The 23513-nt window shown below is 63.9% G+C and carries 16 protein-coding genes; 2 read left to right on the top strand and 14 right to left on the bottom strand.

Going from position 1 to position 23513, the window contains the following annotated elements; genetic code table 11:
- The first annotated feature begins 107 nt into the window (after positions 1 to 107).
- On the top strand, positions 108 to 1214 hold the full coding sequence (gene aguA, locus ABZO33_RS13830; protein WP_414536488.1) for an agmatine deiminase: 1107 nt from the start codon (positions 108 to 110) through the stop codon (positions 1212 to 1214).
- A 478-nt stretch (positions 1215 to 1692) separates the two neighbouring features.
- Here aguA and ABZO33_RS13825 read toward each other — a convergent pair whose 3' ends face one another.
- The gene (locus ABZO33_RS13825) at positions 1693 to 3783 is read right to left on the bottom strand and encodes a TonB-dependent receptor (protein ID WP_414536487.1); all 2091 of its coding nucleotides are present in this window, start codon (positions 3781 to 3783) and stop codon (positions 1693 to 1695) included.
- A gap of 609 nt (positions 3784 to 4392) precedes the next feature.
- Between ABZO33_RS13825 and ABZO33_RS13820 the strand changes: the two genes are divergently transcribed.
- On the top strand, positions 4393 to 5712 hold the full coding sequence (locus ABZO33_RS13820) for an OprD family porin (RefSeq protein WP_414536486.1): 1320 nt from the start codon (positions 4393 to 4395) through the stop codon (positions 5710 to 5712).
- Positions 5713 to 5742: 30 nt separating this feature from the next.
- On the opposite strand, the gene ABZO33_RS13815 is transcribed toward ABZO33_RS13820, so the two are convergent.
- The 13 genes from ABZO33_RS13815 to ABZO33_RS13755 all read right to left on the bottom strand — a co-directional run bounded on the left by ABZO33_RS13815 (position 5743) and on the right by ABZO33_RS13755 (position 23468).
- A complete protein-coding gene (locus ABZO33_RS13815; RefSeq protein ID WP_414536485.1) occupies positions 5743 to 7413 on the bottom strand; it encodes an FMN-binding glutamate synthase family protein in 1671 nt (556 codons plus the stop codon).
- 150 nt (positions 7414 to 7563) lie between these two features.
- The gene (locus ABZO33_RS13810) at positions 7564 to 8229 is read right to left on the bottom strand and encodes a hypothetical protein (protein WP_414536484.1); all 666 of its coding nucleotides are present in this window, start codon (positions 8227 to 8229) and stop codon (positions 7564 to 7566) included.
- A gap of 89 nt (positions 8230 to 8318) precedes the next feature.
- The gene (locus ABZO33_RS13805) at positions 8319 to 9104 is read right to left on the bottom strand and encodes a hypothetical protein (protein ID WP_414536483.1); all 786 of its coding nucleotides are present in this window, start codon (positions 9102 to 9104) and stop codon (positions 8319 to 8321) included.
- A 60-nt stretch (positions 9105 to 9164) separates the two neighbouring features.
- On the bottom strand, positions 9165 to 9764 hold the full coding sequence (locus ABZO33_RS13800; protein WP_414536482.1) for a hypothetical protein: 600 nt from the start codon (positions 9762 to 9764) through the stop codon (positions 9165 to 9167).
- A 1-nt stretch (position 9765) separates the two neighbouring features.
- The gene (locus ABZO33_RS13795; RefSeq protein ID WP_414536481.1) at positions 9766 to 14172 is read right to left on the bottom strand and encodes an RHS repeat-associated core domain-containing protein; all 4407 of its coding nucleotides are present in this window, start codon (positions 14170 to 14172) and stop codon (positions 9766 to 9768) included.
- Between the two features lie 9 nt (positions 14173 to 14181).
- Complete coding sequence (locus ABZO33_RS13790) at positions 14182 to 14616, bottom strand: DcrB-related protein (RefSeq protein ID WP_414536480.1); 435 nt, start codon at positions 14614 to 14616, stop codon at positions 14182 to 14184.
- A gap of 12 nt (positions 14617 to 14628) precedes the next feature.
- The gene (locus tag ABZO33_RS13785) at positions 14629 to 16566 is read right to left on the bottom strand and encodes a type VI secretion system Vgr family protein (protein ID WP_414536479.1); all 1938 of its coding nucleotides are present in this window, start codon (positions 16564 to 16566) and stop codon (positions 14629 to 14631) included.
- A gap of 11 nt (positions 16567 to 16577) precedes the next feature.
- Positions 16578 to 19253, bottom strand: a complete 2676-nt coding sequence (gene tssH / locus ABZO33_RS13780; RefSeq protein WP_414536478.1) for a type VI secretion system ATPase TssH — start codon at positions 19251 to 19253, stop codon at positions 16578 to 16580.
- A complete protein-coding gene (tssG, locus tag ABZO33_RS13775) occupies positions 19246 to 20295 on the bottom strand; it encodes a type VI secretion system baseplate subunit TssG (RefSeq protein WP_038707645.1) in 1050 nt (349 codons plus the stop codon). Before tssG ends, tssH begins: the two co-directional genes overlap by 8 nt.
- Positions 20259 to 22121 (bottom strand): type VI secretion system baseplate subunit TssF, encoded by a 1863-nt coding sequence (gene tssF / locus ABZO33_RS13770; protein WP_414536477.1) that lies wholly within the window; start codon positions 22119 to 22121, stop codon positions 20259 to 20261. Before tssF ends, tssG begins: the two co-directional genes overlap by 37 nt.
- Complete coding sequence (gene tssE / locus ABZO33_RS13765; protein ID WP_038707176.1) at positions 22118 to 22633, bottom strand: type VI secretion system baseplate subunit TssE; 516 nt, start codon at positions 22631 to 22633, stop codon at positions 22118 to 22120. The genes tssF and tssE overlap by 4 nt, the downstream gene beginning before the upstream one ends.
- A complete protein-coding gene (locus tag ABZO33_RS13760; RefSeq protein ID WP_414536476.1) occupies positions 22627 to 23037 on the bottom strand; it encodes a hypothetical protein in 411 nt (136 codons plus the stop codon). Before ABZO33_RS13760 ends, tssE begins: the two co-directional genes overlap by 7 nt.
- Positions 23034 to 23468 (bottom strand): type VI secretion system amidase effector protein Tae4, encoded by a 435-nt coding sequence (locus ABZO33_RS13755; RefSeq protein ID WP_414536475.1) that lies wholly within the window; start codon positions 23466 to 23468, stop codon positions 23034 to 23036. Before ABZO33_RS13755 ends, ABZO33_RS13760 begins: the two co-directional genes overlap by 4 nt.
- Positions 23469 to 23513 lie beyond the last annotated feature (45 nt).

Here is a 23513-nt window from a genome sequence, read left to right as displayed (position 1 = left end):
TCGGTTGTAATATCGGCTGATCATTACGCTGCCTATACTGGCGAGCCTGCATCTTTTTCGCTCACTGACCTGGCGCCCCTGGCCCCGGGCCTTCGCAGAGGTTACCCATGAAGACCCTCAACTCGACCCCCCGCGCCGACGGTTTCCACATGCCCGCCGAGTGGGCCCCGCAGACCCAGGTGTGGATGGTCTGGCCGGAGCGCCCGGACAACTGGCGCCTGGGCGGCAAGCCGGCGCAGGCCGCGCACGTGACCCTGGCCAAGGCCATCGCCCGCTTCGAGCCGGTCACCGTGGCGGTGTCCGCCGGCCAGTACGAGAACGCCCGTCGCCAGCTCGAGCTGCCCAACATCCGCGTGGTCGAGATCAGCAACGATGACGCCTGGGTGCGTGACACCGGCCCGACCTTCGTCATCAACGACCACGGTGAAGTGCGTGGCGTGGACTGGGGCTTCAATGCCTGGGGCGGTTTCGACGGCGGCCTGTACGCACCCTGGAACCGCGACGAAGAGCTGGCCGCCAAGGTCATGGAAATGGAACGCGTGCAGCGTTACCACACCGAGGGCTTCGTGCTCGAGGGCGGTTCGATCCATGTCGACGGTGAGGGCACCCTGATCACCACCGAGGAATGCCTGCTCAACCGCAACCGTAACCCGCACCTGAACCGCGAGCAGATCGAGGACGTCCTGCGCGAGCACCTGGCGGTGGAGACTGTCGTCTGGCTGCCGGATGGCCTGTACAACGACGAGACCGATGGCCACGTCGACAACTTCTGCTGTTACGTCAGCCCAGGCGAAGTGTTACTGGCCTGGACCGATGATTCCAATGACCCCAACTATGCGCGCTGCCACGCCGCCTACGAGGTGCTGAAAAACACCCGCGACGCCAAAGGGCGCGAGTTCGTGGTGCACAAGATGCCGATCCCCGGGCCGCTGTACGCCACCCAGGCAGAATGCGACGGTGTCGATCATGTGGCGGGCAGCCAGGAGCGCGACCCTTCGGTACACCTGGCCGGCTCCTACGTGAACTTCCTGATCGTCAACGGCGGCATCATCGCCCCGAGCTTCGACGACCCGGCTGATGCGCAAGCCAGAGCGATCCTGGCCAAGGTCTTCCCGGACCACGAAGTGGTGATGATCCCGGGGCGTGAGCTGCTGCTTGGCGGTGGCAACATTCACTGCCTGACCCAGCAGCAGCCGGCACCGGTCAAACGCTGATCGGCCATTGAGAGAAAAGCCCGTCGCAAGACGGGCTTTTTTTTGCTGGCGATATTCGGACAGTTGGAATGGCACAGCAATTGTATTGATTTTTCCTCGTACTTCAGGGGAATCGGCCTACGCCGTTCTGTAACGTGCCTGAAGTAACTTAGCCGCTCACTCGGCCCAGGGAGTACGTGAGGAAATGAACGCAGCAAGTGAGTCGGCTTTGCCCTCAACGGCGGCCAGTCACCAATCGCTCAGAATCCTGGCTCAGTGGTTGAAACGTCATGGAGACAATCGGGTCAGGACGACCGACCCACGGCGCCTGCTGGATGGGCGATACCCCCAAGGCTTGATCAGCGAGGAAGAGTTCGAAGCTCTGCTGGCTGTCTGGCATTGACCGGGAAGGATCCCGTCGCAGAAAAGAACGCCACCGCATTCGCGGTGGCGTTTTCGTTTGGACGACCCATCCTTGACGTCCGCTCCTGATTGCAACTCAGAAGCTGTAGGTTCCGGTCACCACCAGGCTACGTGGGTCGCCCACCTGGATCTGCGCCGCACTGGTGGCCGAGCTGTAGTAGGTCTTGTCGGTGATGTTGCTCAGCGCCGCGCGAACATCCCAGTCGTGGGTGCGATAACCCGCCAGCGCGTCCCAACGGCCGTAGCCCGGCAGCTTCACAGTATTCTGCGTATCCGCGAAACGGTCGCCAACCAGCGTCAGTCCCGTCTCCGCATACCAGCCAAGTTCAGGTTTCCATGTTACGAACAAACTGGCGTTGCGTTTGGCGACATCGTTGATCCGATTGCCTTCCTGGCCATTGTTGTCCTTGACGATGGTCGCATCCTGCAAGCCGATGCCGCCGCGAACATACCAGTTACCAATGACATTTCCGGTTGCTGTCAGCTCGATACCCTTGGAGCGTTGCAGGCCGGTCATCAGGATGATGTCGCGATCGAGCGGATCACGGGTGCGGCGGTTGTACAACTCGATTTCATACAGTGCGAGGGTAGTGCTCAGGCGCTCGTCGAACCATTCACTCTTGACCCCGATTTCCTTCTGACGCGTCTGCTCGGGATCGGTCTGGTTGGTGTTGCCCGCTGCCTGAGGCGTGACGCCGATCAAGCCGCCACCCACGGGGGCATAGCTCCTGCTCCAGGACGCGTAGAACGAGTGATCCTGCCATGGGGTATAGACCACTCCTACCCGGGGGCTGACACTGTTGTCATCGACCTTTTCGGAAAGGTTGCTGAGCTTGCTGGTCGTCTCCACTTCAAAGCGGTCGAAGCGCACGCCGGCCAGCAGTTGCCACTGGTCGTTGAGGCGGATCTGGTCCTGCAGGTAGACACCGCTGCTCTGGACGTCGGTGTGGTTGTTGCTGGATACCCGCATCGTGCCGTTGTGCAGTTGGCTGGCAGTGGCCCCCTGCAGCGGTACCGGGAGCACGCCAACGCCTTGGTGCAGCAGCGAGTTGCGACGCTGCTCGCCCACTTCCAGGCCCACCAGCAGTGTGTGTTCCAGGCCGAACGTTTCTACATGGCCTTCGAGTTCGACGGTGTTGTAGAGGTTGCGGGTGCTCAGGTCCTGTTGCCAGCGCTGGCGATCCACCAGCCCGGCAGCCGGGCGGTAGGCGGTCAGGTAGGTGTTGTCGAAGTCGCTCTCCAGGGTGAACAGGCTGAAGGTGTGGCGCAGTTGCCACTGGTCGTTCAGCTCGTAGTTCAGGCGCGAGCGCATCGACTCGGCGCGGTCGTTGATGTAGTCGCGCTGGGTGTCGCCGTAGGTGGTCTTGCGGCTGACGTCGGCCGGGCGCCCGGTGAGCGGGTTGCCGGGGATGCCACGGTCGGGGGTACGGTCGTAGCGGCTGTACTCGTACTGCACCAGCCAGTTCAGCTCGGGGCTGATCTGCCAGCTCATGGACGGGGCGAACAGTTGGCGGTGGTTGCCGTCGATACCGTCGCGGAAGCTGTTCTTGTCCTCGTTGCCCAGGTTCAGGCGCAGGCTGAGGGTATCGCTGGGGTCGGCACTGAGGTCGGCGTACAGGCTGCGCAGGTCCTGGCTGCCACCCTGGGCTTCGATGGTCGAGCGGCGGCTGTGTTCCGGCGCCTTGCTGATCCGGTTGACGATGCCGCCCTGGCTGCCACGGCCATAGAGCACCGCCGCCGGGCCCTTGAGCACCTCGACGCGTTCGATGTTGTGCAGGTCGCGGGTGTACTGGCTGTCGTCGCGGACACCGTCCAGGTAGAAGTCGTTGCTGGCGTCGAAGCCGCGAATGCGCAGGCTGTCGAAGCGGGTGTCGGCGCCGCTGCTGACGTTGGGGATGCCTTCCAGCGCCTTGCCCAGGTTGCTGCTGCCGTAGTCCAGCACGTTGCGGGTCTTCACCGAATCGATGGCCTGTGGCACGTAGCGCGCCGGGGTCGAGGTGCGGGTCGCGGTGCTCACATCCTTGACCCGCGGGTTGTCCTCTTCGCGGGTGCTGTCGGCGGTCACCGCGGTTTCCGGCAGGGTCGTGGTGGCAGCACTGGCCAGGCCGGCGCTGAACAGCAGCGACAGGCCCAGAGTCAAGGGTGAAAGGCGGCAGGGGGCAGGCATCGAGGGCGTCCAAGGGAGGGAGTGAGAAATTGGGCGCGAATGGTAATGCTTGCTATTTACTGTTGCATCGACATTTGTAAAGGGTTGTCTTTACATATGTTTCAAGATGTTGCTATTCACTTGGATTGATTTGAAATTGTCTTGGTATTCATGGGGGTGCATTACGGAATGGCTTGTGGAAGCGACGGTGCGTGCAACGCTGCTCTGCGCGTGACTGCGCAGCCGGAAGGGCAGGGCTCTTTTCAACAGGCTTTTGCCAGGCCTGCGGAAGCATGGCCGTATGACGGTTTTATGGATTTCGCCCGCTTTCCACAAAAGAGACAAATTTGCGCTGACCCACGGCAGATATGCATGGAAATGCACCAGCGCCGACCTTGTTTTTGGTTATATCAACCTGCATTTCACGTTTTTTTGACATGTATAAGCAGGCAGGGCTAGGATTCGGGCTCTACGCCTGCTGGCCATTCTCTGGCCATGCGGCTGCAAGGCCCGTTGCAGACCATTGGCGGGCCTTCGGCTTGGATCCGCATAGCGTCGAACCTACGAAGGGGCGTTGGTTCCTGGCGTTCTGATGCAGAGCGTTTTTGAATACGAAATAAGGAAAATAACATGTTGAAAACCAGGATCAGCCTGGTCGCCCTGGCGATGATCGCCGCGACCCAGGCACAGGCCAATGAGCAGGCCGAAAGCAAGGGCTTCATCGAGGACAGCCACGCCAACGTCCTTCTGCGCAACGCCTTCATCAACCGTGACAAGAAGCATCACACCAACGACCAGTCCCAGTGGGGCCAGGGCGTCATCGCCAACTTCTCCTCCGGTTTCACCCAGGGTACCGTCGGTGTCGGTGTCGACGCCTTCGGTCTGTACGCCTTGCGCCTGGATGGCGGCAAAGGCCGTAACCAGGGTGGCGGTGTCGACTTCTTCAAGCGCTCCGATCCCACTTTCGATGGTGAAAAGACCAACGCTCCGCACAACCTGGCCCGTGGTGGCGCTGCGGTGAAGTTCCGTGTTTCGAACACCGTACTCAAATACGGTGACCAGATGCCGGCCCTGCCGGTCCTGCAGTACGACGACGGTCGCCTGCTGCCAGAAAGCTTCACCGGCACCATGATCACCTCCAAGGAGATCAAGGGCCTGGAAATCAACGCCGGCCGCTTCACCCAGGAAGCGCGCAAGAGCGCCGAGCGTCGTGATGGCGGCGGCCTGAAGTCGATCAACGTGCTCGGCGGCAGCTACAAGTTCACCGACAACTTCACCGCGTCGCTGTACACCGCCGACAACGAAGACGTGATGAAGAAGCACTACCTGGGCTTGAACTACGTCTTCCCGATTGCCAGCGACCAGTCCCTGACCCTGGACTTCAACGGCTACAAGTCGGACATCGACAACAAATACGTGCGTGCCGCCAAGCTCAACGGCGACTCCAACACCATCTGGAGCCTGGCCGCCACCTACGCCTACGGCCCGCACTCGTTCACCCTGGCGCACCAGCGCAGCACCGGCAGCACCGGCTACAACTACGGCTGGTACCAGAACGAAGGTGGCGTGGGTGACGGTGGCTCGACCATCTACCTGGCCAACTCCTACTGGTCCGACTTCAACGCCGAGGACGAGCGTTCCTGGCAGCTGGGCTACGGCCTGGACTTTGGCGCCTTCGGCGTACCAGGGCTGACCTACAAGTTTGCCTATGTCGTGGGTGACAACATCAACACCCGTAAGGTCGGCGCCCCACAAGGCTTCGGTGAAGGTAAAGAGCGCGAGATCTTCAACCAGATCCGTTACGTGGTTCAGGAAGGCCCGGCCAAGGACCTGTCCGTCAAACTGCGTAGCTCCTTCCTGCGGACCAACAATGCTGTCCAGCAGAACGGTTACAACGACGACGGCAACGAAGTCCGCGTATTCGTCGAGTACCCGATCAGCATCTTCTGATCCTGATCCCGCGTCACCCGCAGCCCCGGCCTATGCCGGGGCTGTTTCTTTCCGGCGCACGCTGACCGCCAGCGACGCCACCTCGATCTCCCCCGTCTCCGGCGCAAAGCTGTCACTGCGTGCCATCCGCCACATCCGCGCATAGAACTCGCTGTCGATCGCGCCGCTGAGCAGTTCGCCCGGCTTGAGGAAGGTGTGCAGCTGCGAAAACAGGCCGATCTCGCTGGCGCTGATACGCCGCGCCAGGTGCTTGGGCTTGAGTTCAGAAGGGTGGTCCAGGCCGGCGGCGGCAAGCATCTCGGCCAGGGCGTGCAAGGTGTTGCGGTGGAAGCTGGCGACCCGCTCGGCCTTCTCCGGCACCACCAGCGCGCGCTGGCGCAGCGGGTCCTGGGTCGCCACGCCGGTCGGGCACTTGTTGGTATGGCAGCTTTGCGACTGGATGCAGCCGATGGCGAACATGAAGCCCCGCGCCGAGTTGACCCAGTCCGCGCCGATGGCCAGCACGCTGGCGATGTCGAAGGCGCTGACCAGCTTGCCCGCCGCGCCGATGCGGATGCGTTCACGGAGGTTCAGCCCCACCAGGGTGTTGTGCACGAACATCAGGCCCTCGCGCAGCGGCACGCCCATGTTGTCGGAGAACTCCCGGGGCGCCGCGCCGGTGCCGCCTTCCTTGCCGTCGACGATGATGAAGTCCGGAGTGATGCCGGTGGCCAGCATGGCCTTGGCGATGCCCATGAACTCCCACGGGTGGCCCAGGCAGAACTTGAAGCCCACCGGCTTGCCGCCGGACAGCTCGCGCAGCCGGGCGACGAACTGCAGCAGCTCCCGCGGTGTGGCGAAGGCGCTGTGGGCGGCCGGCGAGATGCAGTCCTCGCCGGCGCGCACGCCGCGGGTGGCGGCGATTTCGGTGCTGACCTTGTGCCCTGGCAGGATCCCACCATGGCCCGGTTTGGCGCCCTGGCTGAGCTTGATCTCGATCATTTTCACCTGTGGCGCGCGGGCCTGTTCGGTGAAGCGTTCTGGGTCGAAGCGGCCGTCCTCGGTGCGGCAGCCGAAATAGCCGCTGCCGATTTCCCAGATCAGGTCGCCGCCATGCTCGCGATGGTAGGGGCTGATACTGCCTTCGCCGGTGTCATGGGCGAAGCGGCCCAGCCGCGCGCCCTTGTTCAGCGCGGCGATGGCGTTGGCGCTGAGGGCGCCGAAGCTCATGGCCGAGATATTGAAGATCGATGCCGAGTACGGTTGGCGGCACTGCGGGCCGCCGATGCGGATGCGGAACGACGCAGGGTCGGGCATCGGCACCGGCAGCATCGAATGGCTGATGAACTCGAAGCCCGGCTTGTACGCATCGTTGAGCGTGCCGAAGGCCTTCTCGGCACTCTCGTTCTTGGCCCGGGCGTAGACCAGCGAGCGCTGGGCGCGGGAGAACGGCAGCTTGTCGTCGTCGCCCTCGATCAGGTACTGGCGGATCTCCGGGCGGATGGTCTCGATCAGGTAGCGAATATTGCCCAGGATCGGATAGTTGCGGCGCACCGCGTGGTGGCGTTGGCGCAGGTCGTTGAGGCCGACCAGGCTGAGCAGGGCGCTGATCACGGTGAAGGGCCAGAGCCAGGTGTGTGCAAGCAGGAAAGGAGCACTGGCAATCGTGAAGACCAGACACAGGAACAGGCAGGCATAGCGGCTGGGGAGCGAGTCTTTCATGGGTCCATCGCAGGCGGGATGACCCGGCCTAGGATAGGCAAAGGCTGCGGGGGGAAAACCTGGGGTTTCGGTAAAAGACTGTTACTCGACGCGGAATTGCCTGGAGAGCACATGGCCAGGTTTGACTGGAGCCAGGGCCCCGGTCTCCAATCAGGTGAACTGGATGAAGAAGAAGCCGGCTTCATCGCCTTGCTTGCCGCGCCGTGCCTGCCTGTCGACATACAGGTAGCCGATACCGTCCGAGAACAATCCCACGTGTTGCGGGCTGACGGCGGCCACATCACTGTCGAGCAGTTGCATCAGGAACAGGAAACGCTGAGGTTCGTAGATCGGGTCCTGCAGCCAGCAAGGCCTGCCGACGGGCTTGCTGAGGTCGATACCGCTGTCCTCGTCCTCCAGTTCCTGTTCTTCTTCCTCATCGCTGAAGGGTTCGAACTGAATGTAGGCACGTTCCAGCAGGAAGGCCGCGGCGGGCGGTGCGATAGACTGGTCGGCCAGCTCGTGCAGGATGACCCGGGCAAAGCCATTGGCGCGTTTTTCGTCGAGCTCGCTCTGCTGATTGACGGTGTAGTGGCGCTGGGTGGACCGGCTGAAGGCGCCATCATGCTGACGCGCGGTGATGAACACCGTGATCGCCATGCCGGGTGGAATGAAGGTGACAGGCAGGAAGCGTTCGCTCAATGTCAGCAGCGGGGTCATCGGCTCATCAGTGTCCGGGCTTCTTGGCCACAGCGAGGCATCCTCGAGGCGGGCACCGCCGCCGATCTGGCCCAGACCGTGATCCTGGTCGGAAAGCACGATTTTTTGCGAGGTCATGGTCAATAGCATCCTTTGCTTTTGGCGAGTCTGATTGTGCAGTGCCGCATTGGTCGTGGTTGTTGCTGTGTGATCTGCCTGCCAATGGCCTACGCCTTGAGCAACTCGGGATAGTCGCTGAACCAATAGTGCAGGGCGTCCTGGTTGAGGCCATGCTCACCGCGCCAGAAGTCCATCGGGTAGCTCCAGTCCGACGAGCGTGCACTGCGAGGTGCCAGGCCGAGGTTGGTGTAGCGGTACAGCAGGCCAGGGTGCTCCGGCGTCTGCAGTATCCCGCAGTGTCCAAGCAGGTCGAGGAAACCCCGGCCTTCTTCTTCGCTCATCTTGATACCGGGTAGTTTGCGCAGCAGCTTGAACAGTTCCTTGGGTTTGGTCGCGGGGGGCACGTTACGGATCAAGTCTAGAATCGACACCATCAGGTCCAGGTTCTCCGGCCCTTCTTTCGGACCGGCGTTATGCTCCTGCAGCTGGAACGCGATGTTGGACGGGCTGCCGAAAAGCGCTGCACCGATCAGAAAACGCACCCTGTTGAGGGCAATGAAGCTGACGTCACGTTCCTTGAAGAAACTGCAGACCTGACAATTCAGCTGGTCCTGCGCCGTGAAGGCGTGTTGCGGCAGGTGTGTCGCGCAAGCATAGGCCGACAGGGCCGCGCGCAGGTAGGCCTGGTTGCGCTCGACACCGGTGAGAAAGTTGGCGACCACCTCTTTCTTCACCACGGTCTCTCGCTCCTTGAGCAGCCAAGTCAGTATCTGGTCATGGCTCATTCTGCGGGTTTCGGTCGCCAGGCCTGTGGCGACCAGCGCCGAGCTCGGTGGCTCGCTGGGATGTTGGGCCTTCAGGACCTTGCATAGTTGTTCCGCGGTTGCAGTCATGTTCATTTCCCGCAGGAGCTTTTGTTGGCCTTGTGCGGCAGCTGCTTGTAATTGTCGAGCTCACTTTGAGGGGGGGATCAGGGCGAACTGGAATGCCCCTGAGCAGTGCTGCTCAAGCCAGTTTTTTGCCCGTTCGCTGACGAAATAGCCGCCGTGCACATCGGCCTTGAAGAAGTCGACGCGCTCATCAGCACGGACTACCTGCAGGTAATGAGAGGGATCGTTGCTCTTTACACTCTCGTCCATGCGCAAGGCGAGCTTGCCAGCGACGTAGGCGCACCAGAACGCCGGCATGCGTGCTGCCAGTTGTGGGTCATGGGGGCGTGACTCGATGATCGATTCGGGCTCGCCATCCAGCTCCAGGTAGACGCTGATGTCCTTGGCCGCGTCCCATTGCTGCCAGTCGAGTTCGACAATATGGGTCTTTTCCAGATGCTCGAAGCGGCTGATGCCTTTCAGGCCAGAGTTCTCCAACGCCTCCTTTGTCGGCTCGGTCAGTACCAGCAGGCCAGAGCGGATGTAGGCGGGCGGTGTGTAGGGGCCGGCACGCTCGATGCTGTCAATGTCGGTGTCTTCGTCCCAGGCGATCATGCCGTAGGCTAGCACCTCACCCCAATCGCCCCAGGGTGTTTGTGCGTTGCTGACAAAGTAGATGTTCATATTAAGCTCCACAGCTCTTGCTGTTCTGGCCATAGCGGCGCACATGGTTTCGAGTAGCCTTGGGCAGGTTGTACTGACGCATCATGGTTTTGATCTGTTTCTGCAGGTCTCTCTTGGTGAAGTTGCGATTGCGGCCAAACCAGGTTTCCCAGTCCTTGTTCCAGCCCTTGCTATGCAAGTCGGCGTGCTGGACGTTGGGAATGCGTGAAATCTGCTGGTCGATGTAGCGTTTGGGATTGGCTATACCGGCATTTTTCATCTGGGTCCGGAAGTCCCTGTCCCGCCACATCTCTTGTGGGATCATGTGGTGGTCCCGTAGGGACGCCGGTCCGTGGCGGCTTCTCCAGGCCTTGGACGCCCGATCCATGCCGCCCTTGGTTTTCCCAGTCAAGGTCAGCCAGCCCAGTGGGTCAATCCAGCTCAGAGGGCTGGGTGCATACGTGTATAGTTGATGTCCACCCGAAAGACCGATGGGGTCCGGTTGGGTGAACCGGCCGATGTCGGGGTCGTAGTAGCGGAAAGTGTTGTAGTGCAGCCCTGTCTCCCTGTCCAGATATTGGCCCTGGAACCGCAGGTTCTGCCCGTGCAGGCTACCGGTGCAAGATGACTCCTCGAACGTATTGCCCCAAGCGAGGTAGCTGGCCTGCCAGGTGATCTGGCCCTGCTCATCGGTCAATAGTTCGGGAAGGCCGCTGAGATCGTTGTGAAAGTGCAGGATCTGCTGGTCCGGGCCGATACCATCGACCCGCGCCAGGGGTTCGTAGCTCTCTCCCTCGTACAGATACAGGCTGGCACGGCCGTGGCGTTTTTCTTGCAGCAGACGCAGGCCATCCCAGGCGAAATCTGTCTGGCCGAGCAGAAGCCCGTGCTCGTCGTACTCGCTTTTTTCCACTCGCCTTCCCAGAGGGTCATAGCGCATGCGGACCTTGCGTTCACGGCCGGCATGAAGAGTGCGGACCTCCACAAGCCGATGTTCGGCGTCATAGCTGAACAACTGTCTTGCGCGTCTGCTACTGCGTTTCTCCACAAGCCGGCCAAAGGCGTCGTAACGATAACGCTTGTCCTGATAGGTGTGCAGGCGATCGTGTCGGAGGGCTCCGGCATTGCCTGCATCCTGCAGATTGCCGGCAGGATCGTAGCGATAGGACTCGTGCTGGGCACGATTGAGATCATGAATGCCAAGCAGGCGTCCACTGGCATCATGCTGGACCAGTTGGTCTTGGAGTGGCGCACCTGGCAACTGTCGCGTACGTCGGATCACCTGGTCGCGGGCGTCATACTCGAAACGCTGCTGGATAGCGGCCGGTAGCTGTACCGACTGGGTGGTCGGTCGGCACTTGCGGGTGCGCAGCCGCCCGTTGCGGTCGTATTCGCTGTGGGTCGTCAGCGGCCCTTGTGTGCGTGCCACCTCACGGTGCAACCGGTCGCGCTCATAGTCGTTGATGATATGGCCGTCGAGGTTGATCTGGTGCAGATGCCCGCTGCCGTAATACAGGCGATTGAGCCATCGGCCGTCGGGCAGTCGAGTACGGCTGAGATTCCCCAGTTCATCGTATTGATGACGCAGTAGGCCTTGTGGACTATGTTCCTCAAGCAGTTGGCCGAGCGGATCGAAGTGCAGGGAGAGTGTCTCGTCCTGGCCGGTTTTGTCCCGGAAACAGATGCTGGTCAACTGGTCGAGCGCATCGTAGCCATAGGTGGTGAGACCGTCTGCAGTGTATTTTCCGGTCAGGCGGCCCAGCGCATCGCGTTCGAGTCGATGCACAATCGGCTCGGGTGAGGCTGGCGAATCGTCCTGTGTGGGGGTGAAGGTCACCTGTACGACGTTATGCAACGCGTCATGCTGATACACCCTTGCAGTACCATCCAGGAATCGCTCCCGGACAAGGCGATCGGCATTGTCCCAGTGGAAGCTGTAGCGCTCGTTGTTCTCGTTGATCAGCGACAACAGGCGTCCATAAGCGTCGTACTCGTAACCAAGTGTACGGCCCTGCGGGTCAATGGTCTGTGTCCGGAGTCCGCGGCTGTCATAGCGGTATTGGGTCAAGCCACCCAATGCGTCCAGTGTCTGAACAAGCTGGCCGGCGCAATCGTAGCGATAGGATTCTCGATCTCCATCGGGTAACACCAACGCCAGCAGACGCCCTTGCGAGTCGTGCTCGAACTCGGTTCGCTCACCCGCAGCATCGGTGATCGATTGCAGATGGCTGTTCCGGTCATGAGCGTAGCGTGTGACAAAGCCGGAGCAGTCGGTTTCCTGCTGCAGCAGACCCAAGGTGCTCCAACGCAGTGTCCTCGATCTGCCAGCGGGGTCTATGATCTCACTCAGCTGACCATGGTCGTCGTGGCGATACTGCGTGACATGACCGAGGGGGTCGGTCTGGCGAATGCAATTGCCACGTGTGTCGTAGCCATAGATCCAACGATTTCCGGCAGGGTCCAGCACCGACTTTGGCAATGACCAGTGTTCCAGCCACTGTGTCGATTCGCTTCGTCCAAGTGGATCGATGGTCTGTGCGATATTCCCGGAGTCGTCGTAGAAGAACCGCCACTGCCCACCCAATGGATCGATAGCGCCAAGCAGTTGGCGATCTTCGTTCCATTCGAACTGCCAGGTGGACCCAACGTTGTCGACGAATTCGGTGATCTGGTACTGGCTGTTCCAGTGGCGCGTGGATATACGTTGCAGGTTGTCGACGACACGTGTGATCCCCGCTGCGATGTCGTACTCGAAGTGGTACTCGTCGCCAGCGCTGCTCCAGTAGCGCGTGACGCGCCAGTCGTCGTCAGTCAGTGTCCACGCGTAGCAACAGCGCAGACCTGCTGCATCCTGATGTTCGATCAGGCGCCTTTGTTCGTCGTAGGCGAAGCGCCGTCGAACTTGCCCTTGTTCGTCCAATACCGTGATCAGGTCGCCGCACGCGTCGTATTCATAGCGCGACAGCACCTGTAGCTCGCCATCAGCATGGCGTTGGGTGGCACTGCTCACCCTTGTGGGCCATTGCGTCGAATAATTCAGCTCGACCTGTGCCAGGTCAAACGTATCGCGCAATCGCACCAGGCGACCGCAACTGTCGTAATCCAGGTGGATACGGTTGTCATTGCGATCACCCATCATGCACAGACGTAGTCGCCTGGGGTTGTCAGGCGAGGGATGGAACAAGCGGTAGAGGCCTTTGTCGATGTCCTCCAGCAGCAACTCATTGTGTATGGAACGGCGCACACTCAGGCCTTCGGCGACGCTGAAAACCGCATCACCGAGAGCAATCGATCCCATGTCAATCAAACGTGCCTGCTCGTCGGTGAACAGCAGTCGTTCATTGCCGTCCGGATCGAGAACGATCTCTACCACGACCTCGTACTCGACACTCCAGCGAGCGCCGAACAGCCCGTCGAGACGTTCGTCGCGGCTGTTGTAGAACCGCTGCCAGTCCAACGGCAGCAAGGCCTGGACGCTGAAGTCGAGCTCGTCACCACCGCTGAGGATTTTGGCGCCTGTCGCCGCGTGCACCGGGTTAGGTGAGCCGGACATCGCTTGGACCAAGGCACCGGTTACCTGGCTCGTGGCGAAACTGGTGACGCCCCCAATCAACATGCACCCAAACTTGCTATAAAACTTCCCCCCCCGCCCCCGCAACATCATCAACGCCGTGATCGCCAGGCCGATCCCCGGCGTCTTGCCGCTGCGGATCTCGCGTACCACGATCGGCTCTCCGCCGATGCGTACGTTGTCCGATACCAGTCCGCCATCGACGATCACCGCCTCGCAGGTGCTGCGATCGCCGCTGCGGCAGGCCGGGTGGCCGTTGATCAATACCTTGCTCGAACCTTCGGCCAGGTACTGCGGCGGCATCGGCGGGTGCTTGGTGCACAGCACCTTGTCGTCGGGCGCTTCCTGGGTATTGGCCGCTGGGCTGGCGACGGTCGGCCGCCACATCTGCGAGAAGAAGCCCTTGGCCATGTCGAGGAAGGTCTCTTCCTGTTCCTCGGCCTGCGCGCCACCGCCCTCGCCACTGGCCGGGGCCGAGGGCGCGGTGACCACGCCGGCCGCGCGCGCGGCGCGCTTGCCGTTGGTCTTGGTGTTGGACGAGCCACTGGCGATGGTGGCCTGCACGGTCGGCGGGAACAGGGCGTTGCCGATGCCCTCGCATAATCGACTGAGCCCGGTATCGGCGCCGGTCTTGGCCATGACCACGCCGACCACCAGGCCCACCACCGCGCCAAGCACGAAGCAGCCCAGGCCGCCGGTGACCACGGTAATGCCCAGTGCCGCGGCCACCGCGGCGGTGGCCAGGGCGCCGATGGCGACGTTGGCGGCCACTTCCAGCACGCCGCCGATGATGTCGGCCATCACCGAGGTGTGCAGCAGCGCATCGCCTTCGCGGGCAGCCCAGAGTGCGTCGGACATGGTGCGGTGTCAGCCCAGGTTGTCGAAGTCGAGGGACTGCTTGAGCGCCGCCCAGTGTGTCGCCTCGGCCTCGCCCAGGGGGGTGGGTTTGACATAGCTCAGGGCGAACATCTTGCGCGTGCCCGGCAGCACCAGCGCCAGCTGGTACTGGTAGACCTTCTCCTGGCCCTTGCTGAACTGGCTGCTCAGCTCGATCGCCTCGATCGGCTGCGCCGCGCCCACCTGGGTGGCGCGGGCCGGCTGGAGCTGCAGGTCCTTGACCTGCTGCTGCAGGCGCTGCAACTGGCCGTCGAAGTTGCTCTGCAGGGTCTCGCCCTCTTCGAGCAGGCTGCGGCTGACAATCAGCGAGGTGCCCAGGGCTTCGAAGCGCAGGATGTTGATGCTGGTGTCGCGTACCTGTGCATCGGGCAGGGCGAAGCGGAATTCGTTGACGCGGTAGCTCATGGTTGGGTCTCGTTACTTGCCGGCGCCGGGGAAGAGGGCCTTCACCGCGCCGTCGATGGCCGTTTTCACGCCCTGGTTGTTCGGGTCGGTCTGCGCGCCGCTGCCCACGTTCAGGTCAAGGGTGCCGCCGGTGTTGATCTCGGCGTCGGCGTTGGCGTGGAAGCTAAACTGCTCGCAGCTGATGTTGATCTGCCCGCTGGCGTTGAGCTCGATCACGCTCTTGCCGCAGACCAGGCGCAGGTTCTCGCCGACTTCGATCAGGTAGCTGGTGCTGACACTGTCGGTCTTGCTCGCGCCGACCAGCAGCATGTCGTCGCGGCGCACGGCGCGGATGCGGTCCTGGCCGATGGTGATGGTCTCGAGCATGCCGACGGTCTGGGTGCGGTTGATGCCCACCGACAGCGTCTCGCTCTGCTCGACCACGGTGTCCATGTTGCGTTCGGCATGCATGTACAGCTGTTCGGCGCCCTTCTTGTCCTCCATGCGGATTTCATTGAAGTTGGCCGGGCTGCCGCCCTTGCTCGAACGGCTCTTCATGCCGCTCTGGGTGGCGCCGCCGGGCAGGTCGTAGGGCACGGTCTGTTCGGCGTTGTACACCCGCCCGGTGATGATCGGCCGGTCGGGGTCGCCTTCGAGGAAGCTGACGATGACCTCCTGGCCGATGCGCGGGACCTGGATCGAGCCCCAGTTCTTGCCCGCCGTGGCTTGCGATACACGGATCCAGCACGAGCTGTTCTCGTTGGACTGGTCGTGGCGGTCCCAGTGGAAGTGCACCTTGACCCGACCGTACTGGTCGGTCCAGATCTCCTCGCCGGCCGGGCCGACCACCACGGCAGTCTGCGGTCCTTTGACGATCGGGCGCAGCGAACTGCTCACCGGGCGGTAGCTCTGCTGCGCGTCGATGCAACTGAGGTTGCTTTCGAACTGTGCCGCGCCGCTGCCGCCACCGCTTTCCAGGCGTTCCTGGTGCACGTAGTAGCGGGCGGCGACGATCAGGTACTCGCGGTTCTGGTCCTGGCGGCTGAAGTTGCTCAGGCTGAACAGGTGGCCACTGCCCAGGCCCCGGGCGTTGCCGCGCAGCTCGACGCGCTCGTGCAGGCTCTGCAGCGACTCCAGGCGGGTACGGGCATAGTGCTCGCCATCCTGGGTCTGCTCATAGGCACCGGGGTAGTCGTACAGCGGGTAGTCGCCGGCCTGGTGCGGGCGGGGCATCGCCGAGCGCACATCGATGCGCGCGCTGGGGCGCTGGAAGTCATAGTCGTTGAGCTCCAGGGAGCCCGGCTGGACTTCCTGGGCCAGGTGCCAGTCGTTGATATGGTCGCGCTCGCGGTGCTGGCCGTCCGGCGGGTAGTAGGGCACGGTCTCGTAGCCCGGGGCCTTCTGGTGCGCGCCGTAGGCGTCGGCGAGCACCAGCACGTGGCGTTCCTGCTCGTGGCGGAAGAAGTAGTAGATGCCTTCTTCTTCCATCAGGCGGCTGACGAAGTCGAAGCTGGTCTCGCGGTACTGCACGCAATACTCGCGCTCGCGGTAGTTGCGGCTGAGCAGGTCCTCGAAATCCGAGAAGCCCAGGTCGCGGAACACCTGCTTGATGATCTGCGGCGCGCTCAGGTGCTGGAAGATCCGGCAGTCGCTGGTGCGCGTCAACAGCCACAGCCACGGGCGCAGGGTGACGCGGTAGGCGGCGAACTGGCCCTGATCCACCGACTGGCTGCAACGGGCCACGATGCCGTGGAAGTGCCGCGATGTGCCGGCGCTCTGCTGCACGCTCAGGCTCATGGGCTTGCCCAGCAGCTGGTTGAGGTCGATGGCCGGGTCGTCGCTGGTCAGCTGCAGCTCGTAGTCGAACAGGCGGCCGAGCTCCTCGCTGCCGCCCATCTCGGCAAGGATCAGCTTGTCCGGCCCCAGGGGGCTGTTGATCTGCGCCAGGCGCGTGAACTGCTTGAACAGCATGGTCGGTCCTGTCAGTCGGCGGCGCCGAAGTCATAGTGCAAGTCGTTGTCGCGGCGGCTGATGCTGACGCTGGCCAGCGGCTTGCCCTCGAGCAGGCGGGTCAGGAACTCGCGGCTCATGTCCGGCAGCAGGCCGTTGGTGAGGATGGCGTCGATCATGCGGCCACCGCTCTCGGTCTCGGTGCAGCGCGAGACGATCAGGTCGATCACGTCGTCGTCGTAGGCGAAGCCGACCTTGTGGGTGCCTTCCACGCGCTTGCGGATGCGCTCCAGCTGCAGGCGGGTGATGGCCTTGAGCATGGCGTCGCTGAGCGGGTAGTAGGGGATGGTCACCAGGCGGCCGAGCAGCGCCGGCGGGAAGATCTCCAGCAGCGGCTTGCGCAGCGAGGTGGCCACGGCCTCCGGGTCGGGCAGGGCCTGCGGGTCCTTGCAGGTGTTGGCGATCAGCTCGGTGCCGGCGTTGGTAGTGAGCAGGATCAAGGTATTCCGGAAGTCGATCTGGCGGCCTTCGCCGTCCTCCATCACGCCCTTGTCGAATACCTGGAAGAAAATCTCGTGCACGTCCGGGTGGGCTTTCTCCACCTCGTCCAGCAGCACCACGCTGTACGGGCGGCGGCGCACCGCTTCGGTCAGCACACCGCCCTCGCCGTAGCCGACGTAGCCGGGTGGCGCTCCCTTGAGGGTGGAGACGGTGTGGGCTTCCTGGAACTCGCTCATGTTGATGGTGATCAGGTTCTGCTCGCCGCCGTACATGGCCTCGGCCAGGGCCAGGGCGGTCTCGGTCTTGCCCACCCCGGAGGTGCCGGCGAGCATGAACACGCCGATTGGTTTGTTCGGGTTGTCCAGGCCTGCGCGGGAGGTCTGGATGCGCTTGGCGATCATCTTCAGCGCGTGGTCCTGGCCGATGATGCGCTTGGCCAGGTGCGAGTCGAGGTTGAGCACGGTCTCGATTTCGTTGCGCGCCATGCGCCCGACCGGAATGCCGGTCCAGTCGGCGACCACCGAGGCCACCGCCTGGTAGTCCACGGTCGGCAGGATCAGCGGGCTCTCGCCTTGCAGCTGGCTCAGGCGCTGCTGCAGGTCGACGAGTTTTTCGCGCAGCTCATGGCTGCCCTGCACGTCCACTTCCTGATCGACCACGCCGACCTGTTCACGCAGTTGCGCGCGGGTGGCCAGCAGCTCGTCGACCAGGGCTTTCTCCTCGGCCCAACGGCTTTCCAGAGCGGCCAGGCGCTCGCGCTCCTCGGCCAGCAGGCTGTCGGCCTGGGCCTGGCGCTGCTCGGTCTTCACCCCGATGGCGGCCTCACGGGCGATGATCTGCAGCTCGACCTCCAGCGCCTCGATGCGTCGGCGGCTGTCGTCCACCTCGGCCGGCACCGCGTGCAGGCTGATGGCCACACGGGCGCAGGCGGTGTCGAGCAGGCTCACCGACTTGTCCGGCAACTGGCGCGCCGGAATGTAGCGGTGCGACAGCTTCACGGCGGCTTCCAGCGCTTCGTCGAGGATCTGCACCTGGTGGTGCTTCTCCATGGTCGAGGCCACGCCGCGCATCATCAGCAGCGCCTTGGCTTCGCTCGGTTCGTCCACCTGGACTACCTGGAACCGCCGGGTCAGCGCCGGGTCCTTCTCGATATGCTTCTTGTACTCGGCCCAGGTGGTCGCCGCCACGGTGCGCAGGCTGCCACGGGCAAGGGCCGGTTTGAGCAGGTTGGCGGCATCGCCCGTGCCGGCCGCGCCACCGGCGCCGACCAGGGTGTGGGCCTCGTCGATGAACAGGATGATCGGCTTGGGCGAGGCCTGCACGTCCTCGATGACCTGGCGCAGGCGCTGCTCGAACTCGCCTTTCATGCTGGCGCCGGCCTGCAGCAGGCCGACGTCCAGGCTGCGCAGTTCGACGTCCTTGAGTGCCGGCGGCACGTCACCGGCGACGATGCGCAGGGCGAAGCCTTCGACCACGGCGGTCTTGCCGACGCCGGCCTCGCCGGTGAGGATCGGGTTGTTCTGGCGGCGACGCATGAGGATGTCGACCAGTTGGCGGATCTCCTCGTCACGGCCGACAATCGGGTCGAGCTTGCCGCTGCGGGCCTGCTCGGTGAGGTCGACGGTGAAGCGCTTGAGCGCCTCCTGCTTGCCCATCGCCGCAGGCGCCAGCGCGCCGCTGGCCTCGCCCGGGGCGGCGGCGCTGAAACCGTCGCTGGCAGCCAGGTTGTTTTCTGGCGAGTCGCCGACGTACTCGTCGAAACGCTCGCTCAGGGCTTCGATCTTCAGCTTGGCGAACTCACTGGACAGCCCCAGCAGGGCGTTGCGCAGGCTCGGGGTCTTGAGGATGCCGACCAGCAGGTAGCCGGTGCGCACCTGGCTTTCGCCGAACATCAGGCTGCCGTACACCCAGCCGCGCTCGACGGCTTCCTCGACCTGGGAGGACAGGTCGGTGATCGAGGTCGAGCCCCGCGGCAGGCGGTCCAGCGCGTCGGTCAGGTCGCGGGCCAGGCGTGCCGGCTCGACGTTGAACTGACGGATGATGCGGTGCAGGTCGCTGTCCTGCAGCTGCAGCAGCTGGTGCAGCCAGTGCGCCAGCTCGACATAGGGGTTGCCCCGCAGCTTGCAGAACACCGTGGCGGCCTCGATGGCCTTGTAGGCGACGCTGTTGAGTTTGCCGAACAGCGCGGCGCGGCTGATTTCACCCATGGTCCTGACTCCTTGTTGGCGGGGCGTTGACCGGCCGCTCGGCGTAGTACCGGGCAAGCTTCAGGTCGTTGGCATCGTGCGATGGCCGGCCGAGCCAGGTATCGAACCCCAGGCGTTGGCCGGCATTGAGTTGCAGCGCGGGCACCTGGCCCTGCGCGAGGATGAGATTGAGGTCCCAGTCCAGCTCCTGGCCCAGGTACTCGGCGACCCATGCGGCCAGTTCGACGAACGCCTGCCCGCCGGGGAGCAGGGCGTGGTACTGGTCGAGGGTCAGCGGGCCCAGGCACAGGCGGAACTTGTGCTGGCGGTCCCAGACGTAGCGGCCCAGGCACAGGTCGACGCCGAGGCGGTTGGCGCGCACGCCGAGCTGGCTGCGTTCAGGCAGCTCAAGCCACTGGCCGACGTATTCCTCGAGCTTCACCGGCACGCCGAAGTAGCTGGCCAGGATGCTGCACAGGCCATCCGGGTAGCGGGTCTGCGCGGCCAGGTGGCCGGACCAGTGCAGCTTGGCGGTGTCTGCCAGCGGGCCCTGGCCTTGCAGCTCCGGTTGACCGCGGCCGCTGAGGGCGGCCAGGCGCGCGGCCCAGTAGTCGTCGCCGGGGCGGTCATGGCTGACGGTCGGCCGGGCCTCGGCCCAGGCCCGATAGAACAGGCTCAGCAGGCGGTGGTGGAAGACATCGAGGAAGCGCTTGCTGGTCGGGTCGGCGTGGTTGCGCTGGCGCTCGCGCATGTACTCGGTCAGGTGCAGCGGCAGCGGGCCATTGGGGCCGCCGAGACCGAAGAAGAACTGCTCCAGGCGCGCTGGCTGGTCGTCGTTGGCGGTGACCGAGGCCAGCGTCGCCGGCGCAAAGCCGCAGTCCAGGCGCTGGCCCAGGCGCACCGGCTCGTCGGCCAGGCGCAGCGAGTGGCCGAAGCGGGGCAGCTCGGGGTTTTCCGCCTCGAGACGGCGCAGCGCCTGGAAGAAGTCGTACTCCCAGGGCTCGGCCTGCATGGCCTGTAGCGTGTTCACAGGTTCGGCCTGCGCCCGGGCTTGGCTTTCCAGCGCATGATCTCGCCACGTTCGCTGGTGCGCAGCACGGTTTCGGTGAAGCTGTTGATCGACACATAGCGAGTCAGGAAGCGCTCGAACACCGCACCCAGCAGGAACACGCCAGTGCCGCGGAAGGCGTTCTCGTCGAACGTCAGGATGATCTCCAGGCCACGGCCGAAGACGATCGGTCCGGGCATCGGCAGGCGCCGCGTGCAAGGTTTGCAGCTGACCTCGCGCAGGCCGTCGATCTGCAGCTGCAGGGCGCTGTCCTGCTGGTCGCCGTACAGGCGCAGCAACTCGCGCAGGGCGGCGGCACCCTGGCCTTGCTCGGCCAGCGACAGGTAGTTCAGCGACAACTGGCTGATCAGGCGCCAGGCCCGGTTGTCGTGGGCATGGCTGGCCTTCGGGCGGCTCGGGCCGGCCAGGCAGCGCACGGCGGACACCGGCGCGCTGTCGGCCAGGCTGAAGTCGCTGCGCCCGTCGCCGACATTCATGAACAGCGGCAGGTCGCGGTTGCTGCACAGCGCGCTGATGCCCAGCTGGCGCAGGTCATGGCGGTACGGCGCCTGGTTGCCATCGACCAGGCTGACGAAGGTCTCGCTGCCCATGTAGCTGGAGCGCGTACCGTTGCGCCGCTGCTCGCTGGAGAGCACGCGCGGTTCGCGGCGCACCAGGTAGTACGCCTGGTCACGGCCATAGCGCGACGGGTCGCGCACCGCGTAGAACGGCAGGAATTCCTGGTCCGGCCCGGTACCGTGGCCAGCGACCCGCTGCAATGAGTGGATCTCGAAATCGGTGGGCCGGGTACGGTCGGCGATCACATGGTGCTCGTGGACCCGGTCGGTCAGGTGGATGCGATCCACCCGGCGCGGAAACAGGTTGATCGCCGGGGTGCAGAACGGCACGAACTGGGCGGGGCCCACGCTGCTTTCCAGCGCGGCGTCGATACGGTCGAACAACACCAGCAGCTCCAGCTCCTGGCCGTCGCAGCGCTTGACCGCGCGCTCCAGCCCGGCGAAATCGACGAACAGGTAGCGCTGGGGCAGGGCGAAGTACTCCTGCAGCAGGCGATAGCCCTGGAAGGCCTGCGGCACCACAGGCAGCGCCGCTTCGCGGTCATCGAAGCCACAGGGCAGCAAGGCCTCCTCGACCGGGATGCGTTCGACCCAGTCGGCGCCCGGCTGGCGCACGAACACCGCGCAGGCGCTGCCCAGCAGTTGTTCGTACAGGCGGAACGGGGTTTCGTCGGCACCGTTGAGGTACAGCGGCAAGTGCGTCAGCGGCAGGCTGGAGAACGGAATCTCGGCGCCGCTACGCAGGGTCAGGCGCAGCCCGGCGCGGGCTTTCGGTTCGCTGGCGGCCAGGCGCCCGAGCACGGCGCCGGGGTTGCCGAAGTATTCGGCGCGGGCCACCTGCAGCGGCCACAGGGTGACGTCCTGGGTGCTGCGAAATTCGCACGGCGTCTGCGAATTGCGGCCGAGGTTGGCGCGCAGCACGCTGTCGCGAGGCAACTGGAAACCGGCGGCCAGGGATCCCTCGTCGGGGTCGGTCTGCAGTTGCACCACGGTCATCGACGGGGTCGGCGCCAGGTAGTGCGGGTAGGCGATTTCCAGCAGGTTGTGGGTGAAGGTCGGGTACTCGGCGTCGAGCTTGAGCTGTACTCGCGCGGTGAGGTAGGCGAAACCTTCGAGCAGGCGCTCGACGTAAGGGTCGGCGCATTCGATCCCGGACAGCGTCAGGCGCCCGGCGATCTTCGGGTATTCCTTGGCGAACTCCGCGGCACCCTCGCGGATGTGCTGCAGTTCCTGGTTGTACAGCTCGAGCAGGCGCGGGTTCATGCGCGTCTCCGGCGGTCGGCGGGGGCCACGCGCACGTGCCCGGACTCCAGGTCGACGTCGGTCTGCAACAGCAGCGGCAGGGCCGCCGGCTGGGCCCACAGGTCGCCCTCGATCTCGAAGCTCAGGGCGTTGGCATTCATCTCGCCGGGTGCGGCCTGGGCGCGTACTTTCAGGGTATGGGCGAGGATGCGCGGCTCGTAGGTGGCAATGGCCTGGTGGATGATGCGTTCGAGCGCGTTGAGGTCGATGTTCGACGCGCTGTTGCCGGCCAGGGCCGGCAGGCCGTAGTTGATCACCGAGGCGCCGGCCGGTGAGTTCAGCGTGGCGCCGGTATCGAGCAGCGAGGTGGTGTTGAGCAGCCAGGCCAGGTCGCGCAGCACCGAGGCCTTGAGCTGCTGCAGGCTGAGCACGCGTTTGTCGGGGGCTTCCTGCGGGTTGCCCGGGTCATCGTCGGTCAGGCGATCCAGCAGCGAAGGCTGCAGGCGGTCGCGGGTGGCGATTTCGGCTACCACTGGAACATCCCTGTGAACATTTTCTGGTCTTCGAAGCCGGTGTCGCACGAAGCGCTCGGCGCCGGCGTTGAGGCTTCCAGTCCGGCCTGGGTCAGGCGCACGGCGCGCGAGGTCTTCAGGCATTCGCCCTTGAGCGTCGGGTGCGGCTGCACATGGGTCACCAGTACGATCGGCGTGCCATTGAACTGCTCGACCCGGGCCTTGCCGGCGCGGTCCGGGCTCAGGCCGCAGGGCCATGGCATATCCAGCGCCAGGCGCTGTTCGCCGCGATCGAGTACGCACTGGCCGGCATTCTCGCTCAGCTTCACGGTCTGCCCACCCAGGTTGGCCTCGTTCAGCAGTTCGGCGTCAGCGCAGGCGCTCAGGGCCAGCAGCAGGGCGCCGGCCAGGGCGACGCGAGTCATGTGAGCTCCCAGAACCAGACTTGCTTGGACTGGTAGTTGTGGTCGGAGAAACCCTTGGTCAGGCCGCGGTTCCACAGGTCGATATGGTCGCCCGTGCGGTTCTCCTGGCTTTGCCCGGTGCGGGCGAAGCAGTCCTTGTAGAAGATGATCCCGGTCTTGGCCTTGAGCGCTTCGCGGGCCTTGGCGGTACCGGCAATCTTCAGCGGGTAGAACAAGCGTGTCTCCAGCCAGTTGGCCAGGGATTCGGCGCCACGGGCATGGCCATGGTCGCACTTGGGTTCGGTATAGGTCGATTTGTTGACCTTGAGGCTCATCTCGCCATTGAGCGCGATGCTCATGCGGATGGCACACTGGTTGTCCCACCCGCCGTCGCAGGGCGATGACACGCTCGGGTAGGCATTCCACAGGTTGATGAAAGAAGGCTTGGCCATGATGTTCACCGTGAGCGGGTGACGCGTGGGGAGGTGCGCCCATGC

Origin of the sequence: Pseudomonas sp. CAM1A (genome assembly GCF_047501685.1) — a bacterium.
In the GTDB taxonomy this organism is placed as follows: Bacteria; Pseudomonadota; Gammaproteobacteria; order Pseudomonadales; family Pseudomonadaceae; genus Aquipseudomonas.
Note: the sequence above shows the minus strand (reverse complement) of the source record. Positions and strands in the feature narration are given on the sequence as shown.

Excerpts from the sequence above, each read along its gene's own strand:
- ABZO33_RS13785 (WP_414536479.1), bottom strand. The coding sequence starts at position 16,566 with ATGCTGTTCAAGCAGTTCACGCGCCTGGCGCAGATCAACAGCCCCCTG.
- ABZO33_RS13805 (WP_414536483.1), bottom strand. The coding sequence starts at position 9,104 with ATGACTGCAACCGCGGAACAACTATGCAAGGTCCTGAAGGCCCAACAT.
- ABZO33_RS13815 (WP_414536485.1), bottom strand. The coding sequence starts at position 7,413 with ATGAAAGACTCGCTCCCCAGCCGCTATGCCTGCCTGTTCCTGTGTCTG.
- ABZO33_RS13825 (WP_414536487.1), bottom strand. The coding sequence starts at position 3,783 with ATGCCTGCCCCCTGCCGCCTTTCACCCTTGACTCTGGGCCTGTCGCTG.
- tssF (WP_414536477.1), bottom strand. The coding sequence starts at position 22,121 with ATGAACCCGCGCCTGCTCGAGCTGTACAACCAGGAACTGCAGCACATC.
- ABZO33_RS13820 (WP_414536486.1), top strand. The coding sequence starts at position 4,393 with ATGTTGAAAACCAGGATCAGCCTGGTCGCCCTGGCGATGATCGCCGCG.
- ABZO33_RS13755 (WP_414536475.1), bottom strand. The coding sequence starts at position 23,468 with ATGGCCAAGCCTTCTTTCATCAACCTGTGGAATGCCTACCCGAGCGTG.
- tssH (WP_414536478.1), bottom strand. The coding sequence starts at position 19,253 with ATGGGTGAAATCAGCCGCGCCGCGCTGTTCGGCAAACTCAACAGCGTC.
- ABZO33_RS13760 (WP_414536476.1), bottom strand. The coding sequence starts at position 23,037 with ATGACTCGCGTCGCCCTGGCCGGCGCCCTGCTGCTGGCCCTGAGCGCC.
- ABZO33_RS13790 (WP_414536480.1), bottom strand. The coding sequence starts at position 14,616 with ATGAGCTACCGCGTCAACGAATTCCGCTTCGCCCTGCCCGATGCACAG.
- ABZO33_RS13800 (WP_414536482.1), bottom strand. The coding sequence starts at position 9,764 with ATGAACATCTACTTTGTCAGCAACGCACAAACACCCTGGGGCGATTGG.
- aguA (WP_414536488.1), top strand. The coding sequence starts at position 108 with ATGAAGACCCTCAACTCGACCCCCCGCGCCGACGGTTTCCACATGCCC.
- ABZO33_RS13810 (WP_414536484.1), bottom strand. The coding sequence starts at position 8,229 with ATGACCTCGCAAAAAATCGTGCTTTCCGACCAGGATCACGGTCTGGGC.
- ABZO33_RS13795 (WP_414536481.1), bottom strand. The coding sequence starts at position 14,172 with ATGTCCGACGCACTCTGGGCTGCCCGCGAAGGCGATGCGCTGCTGCAC.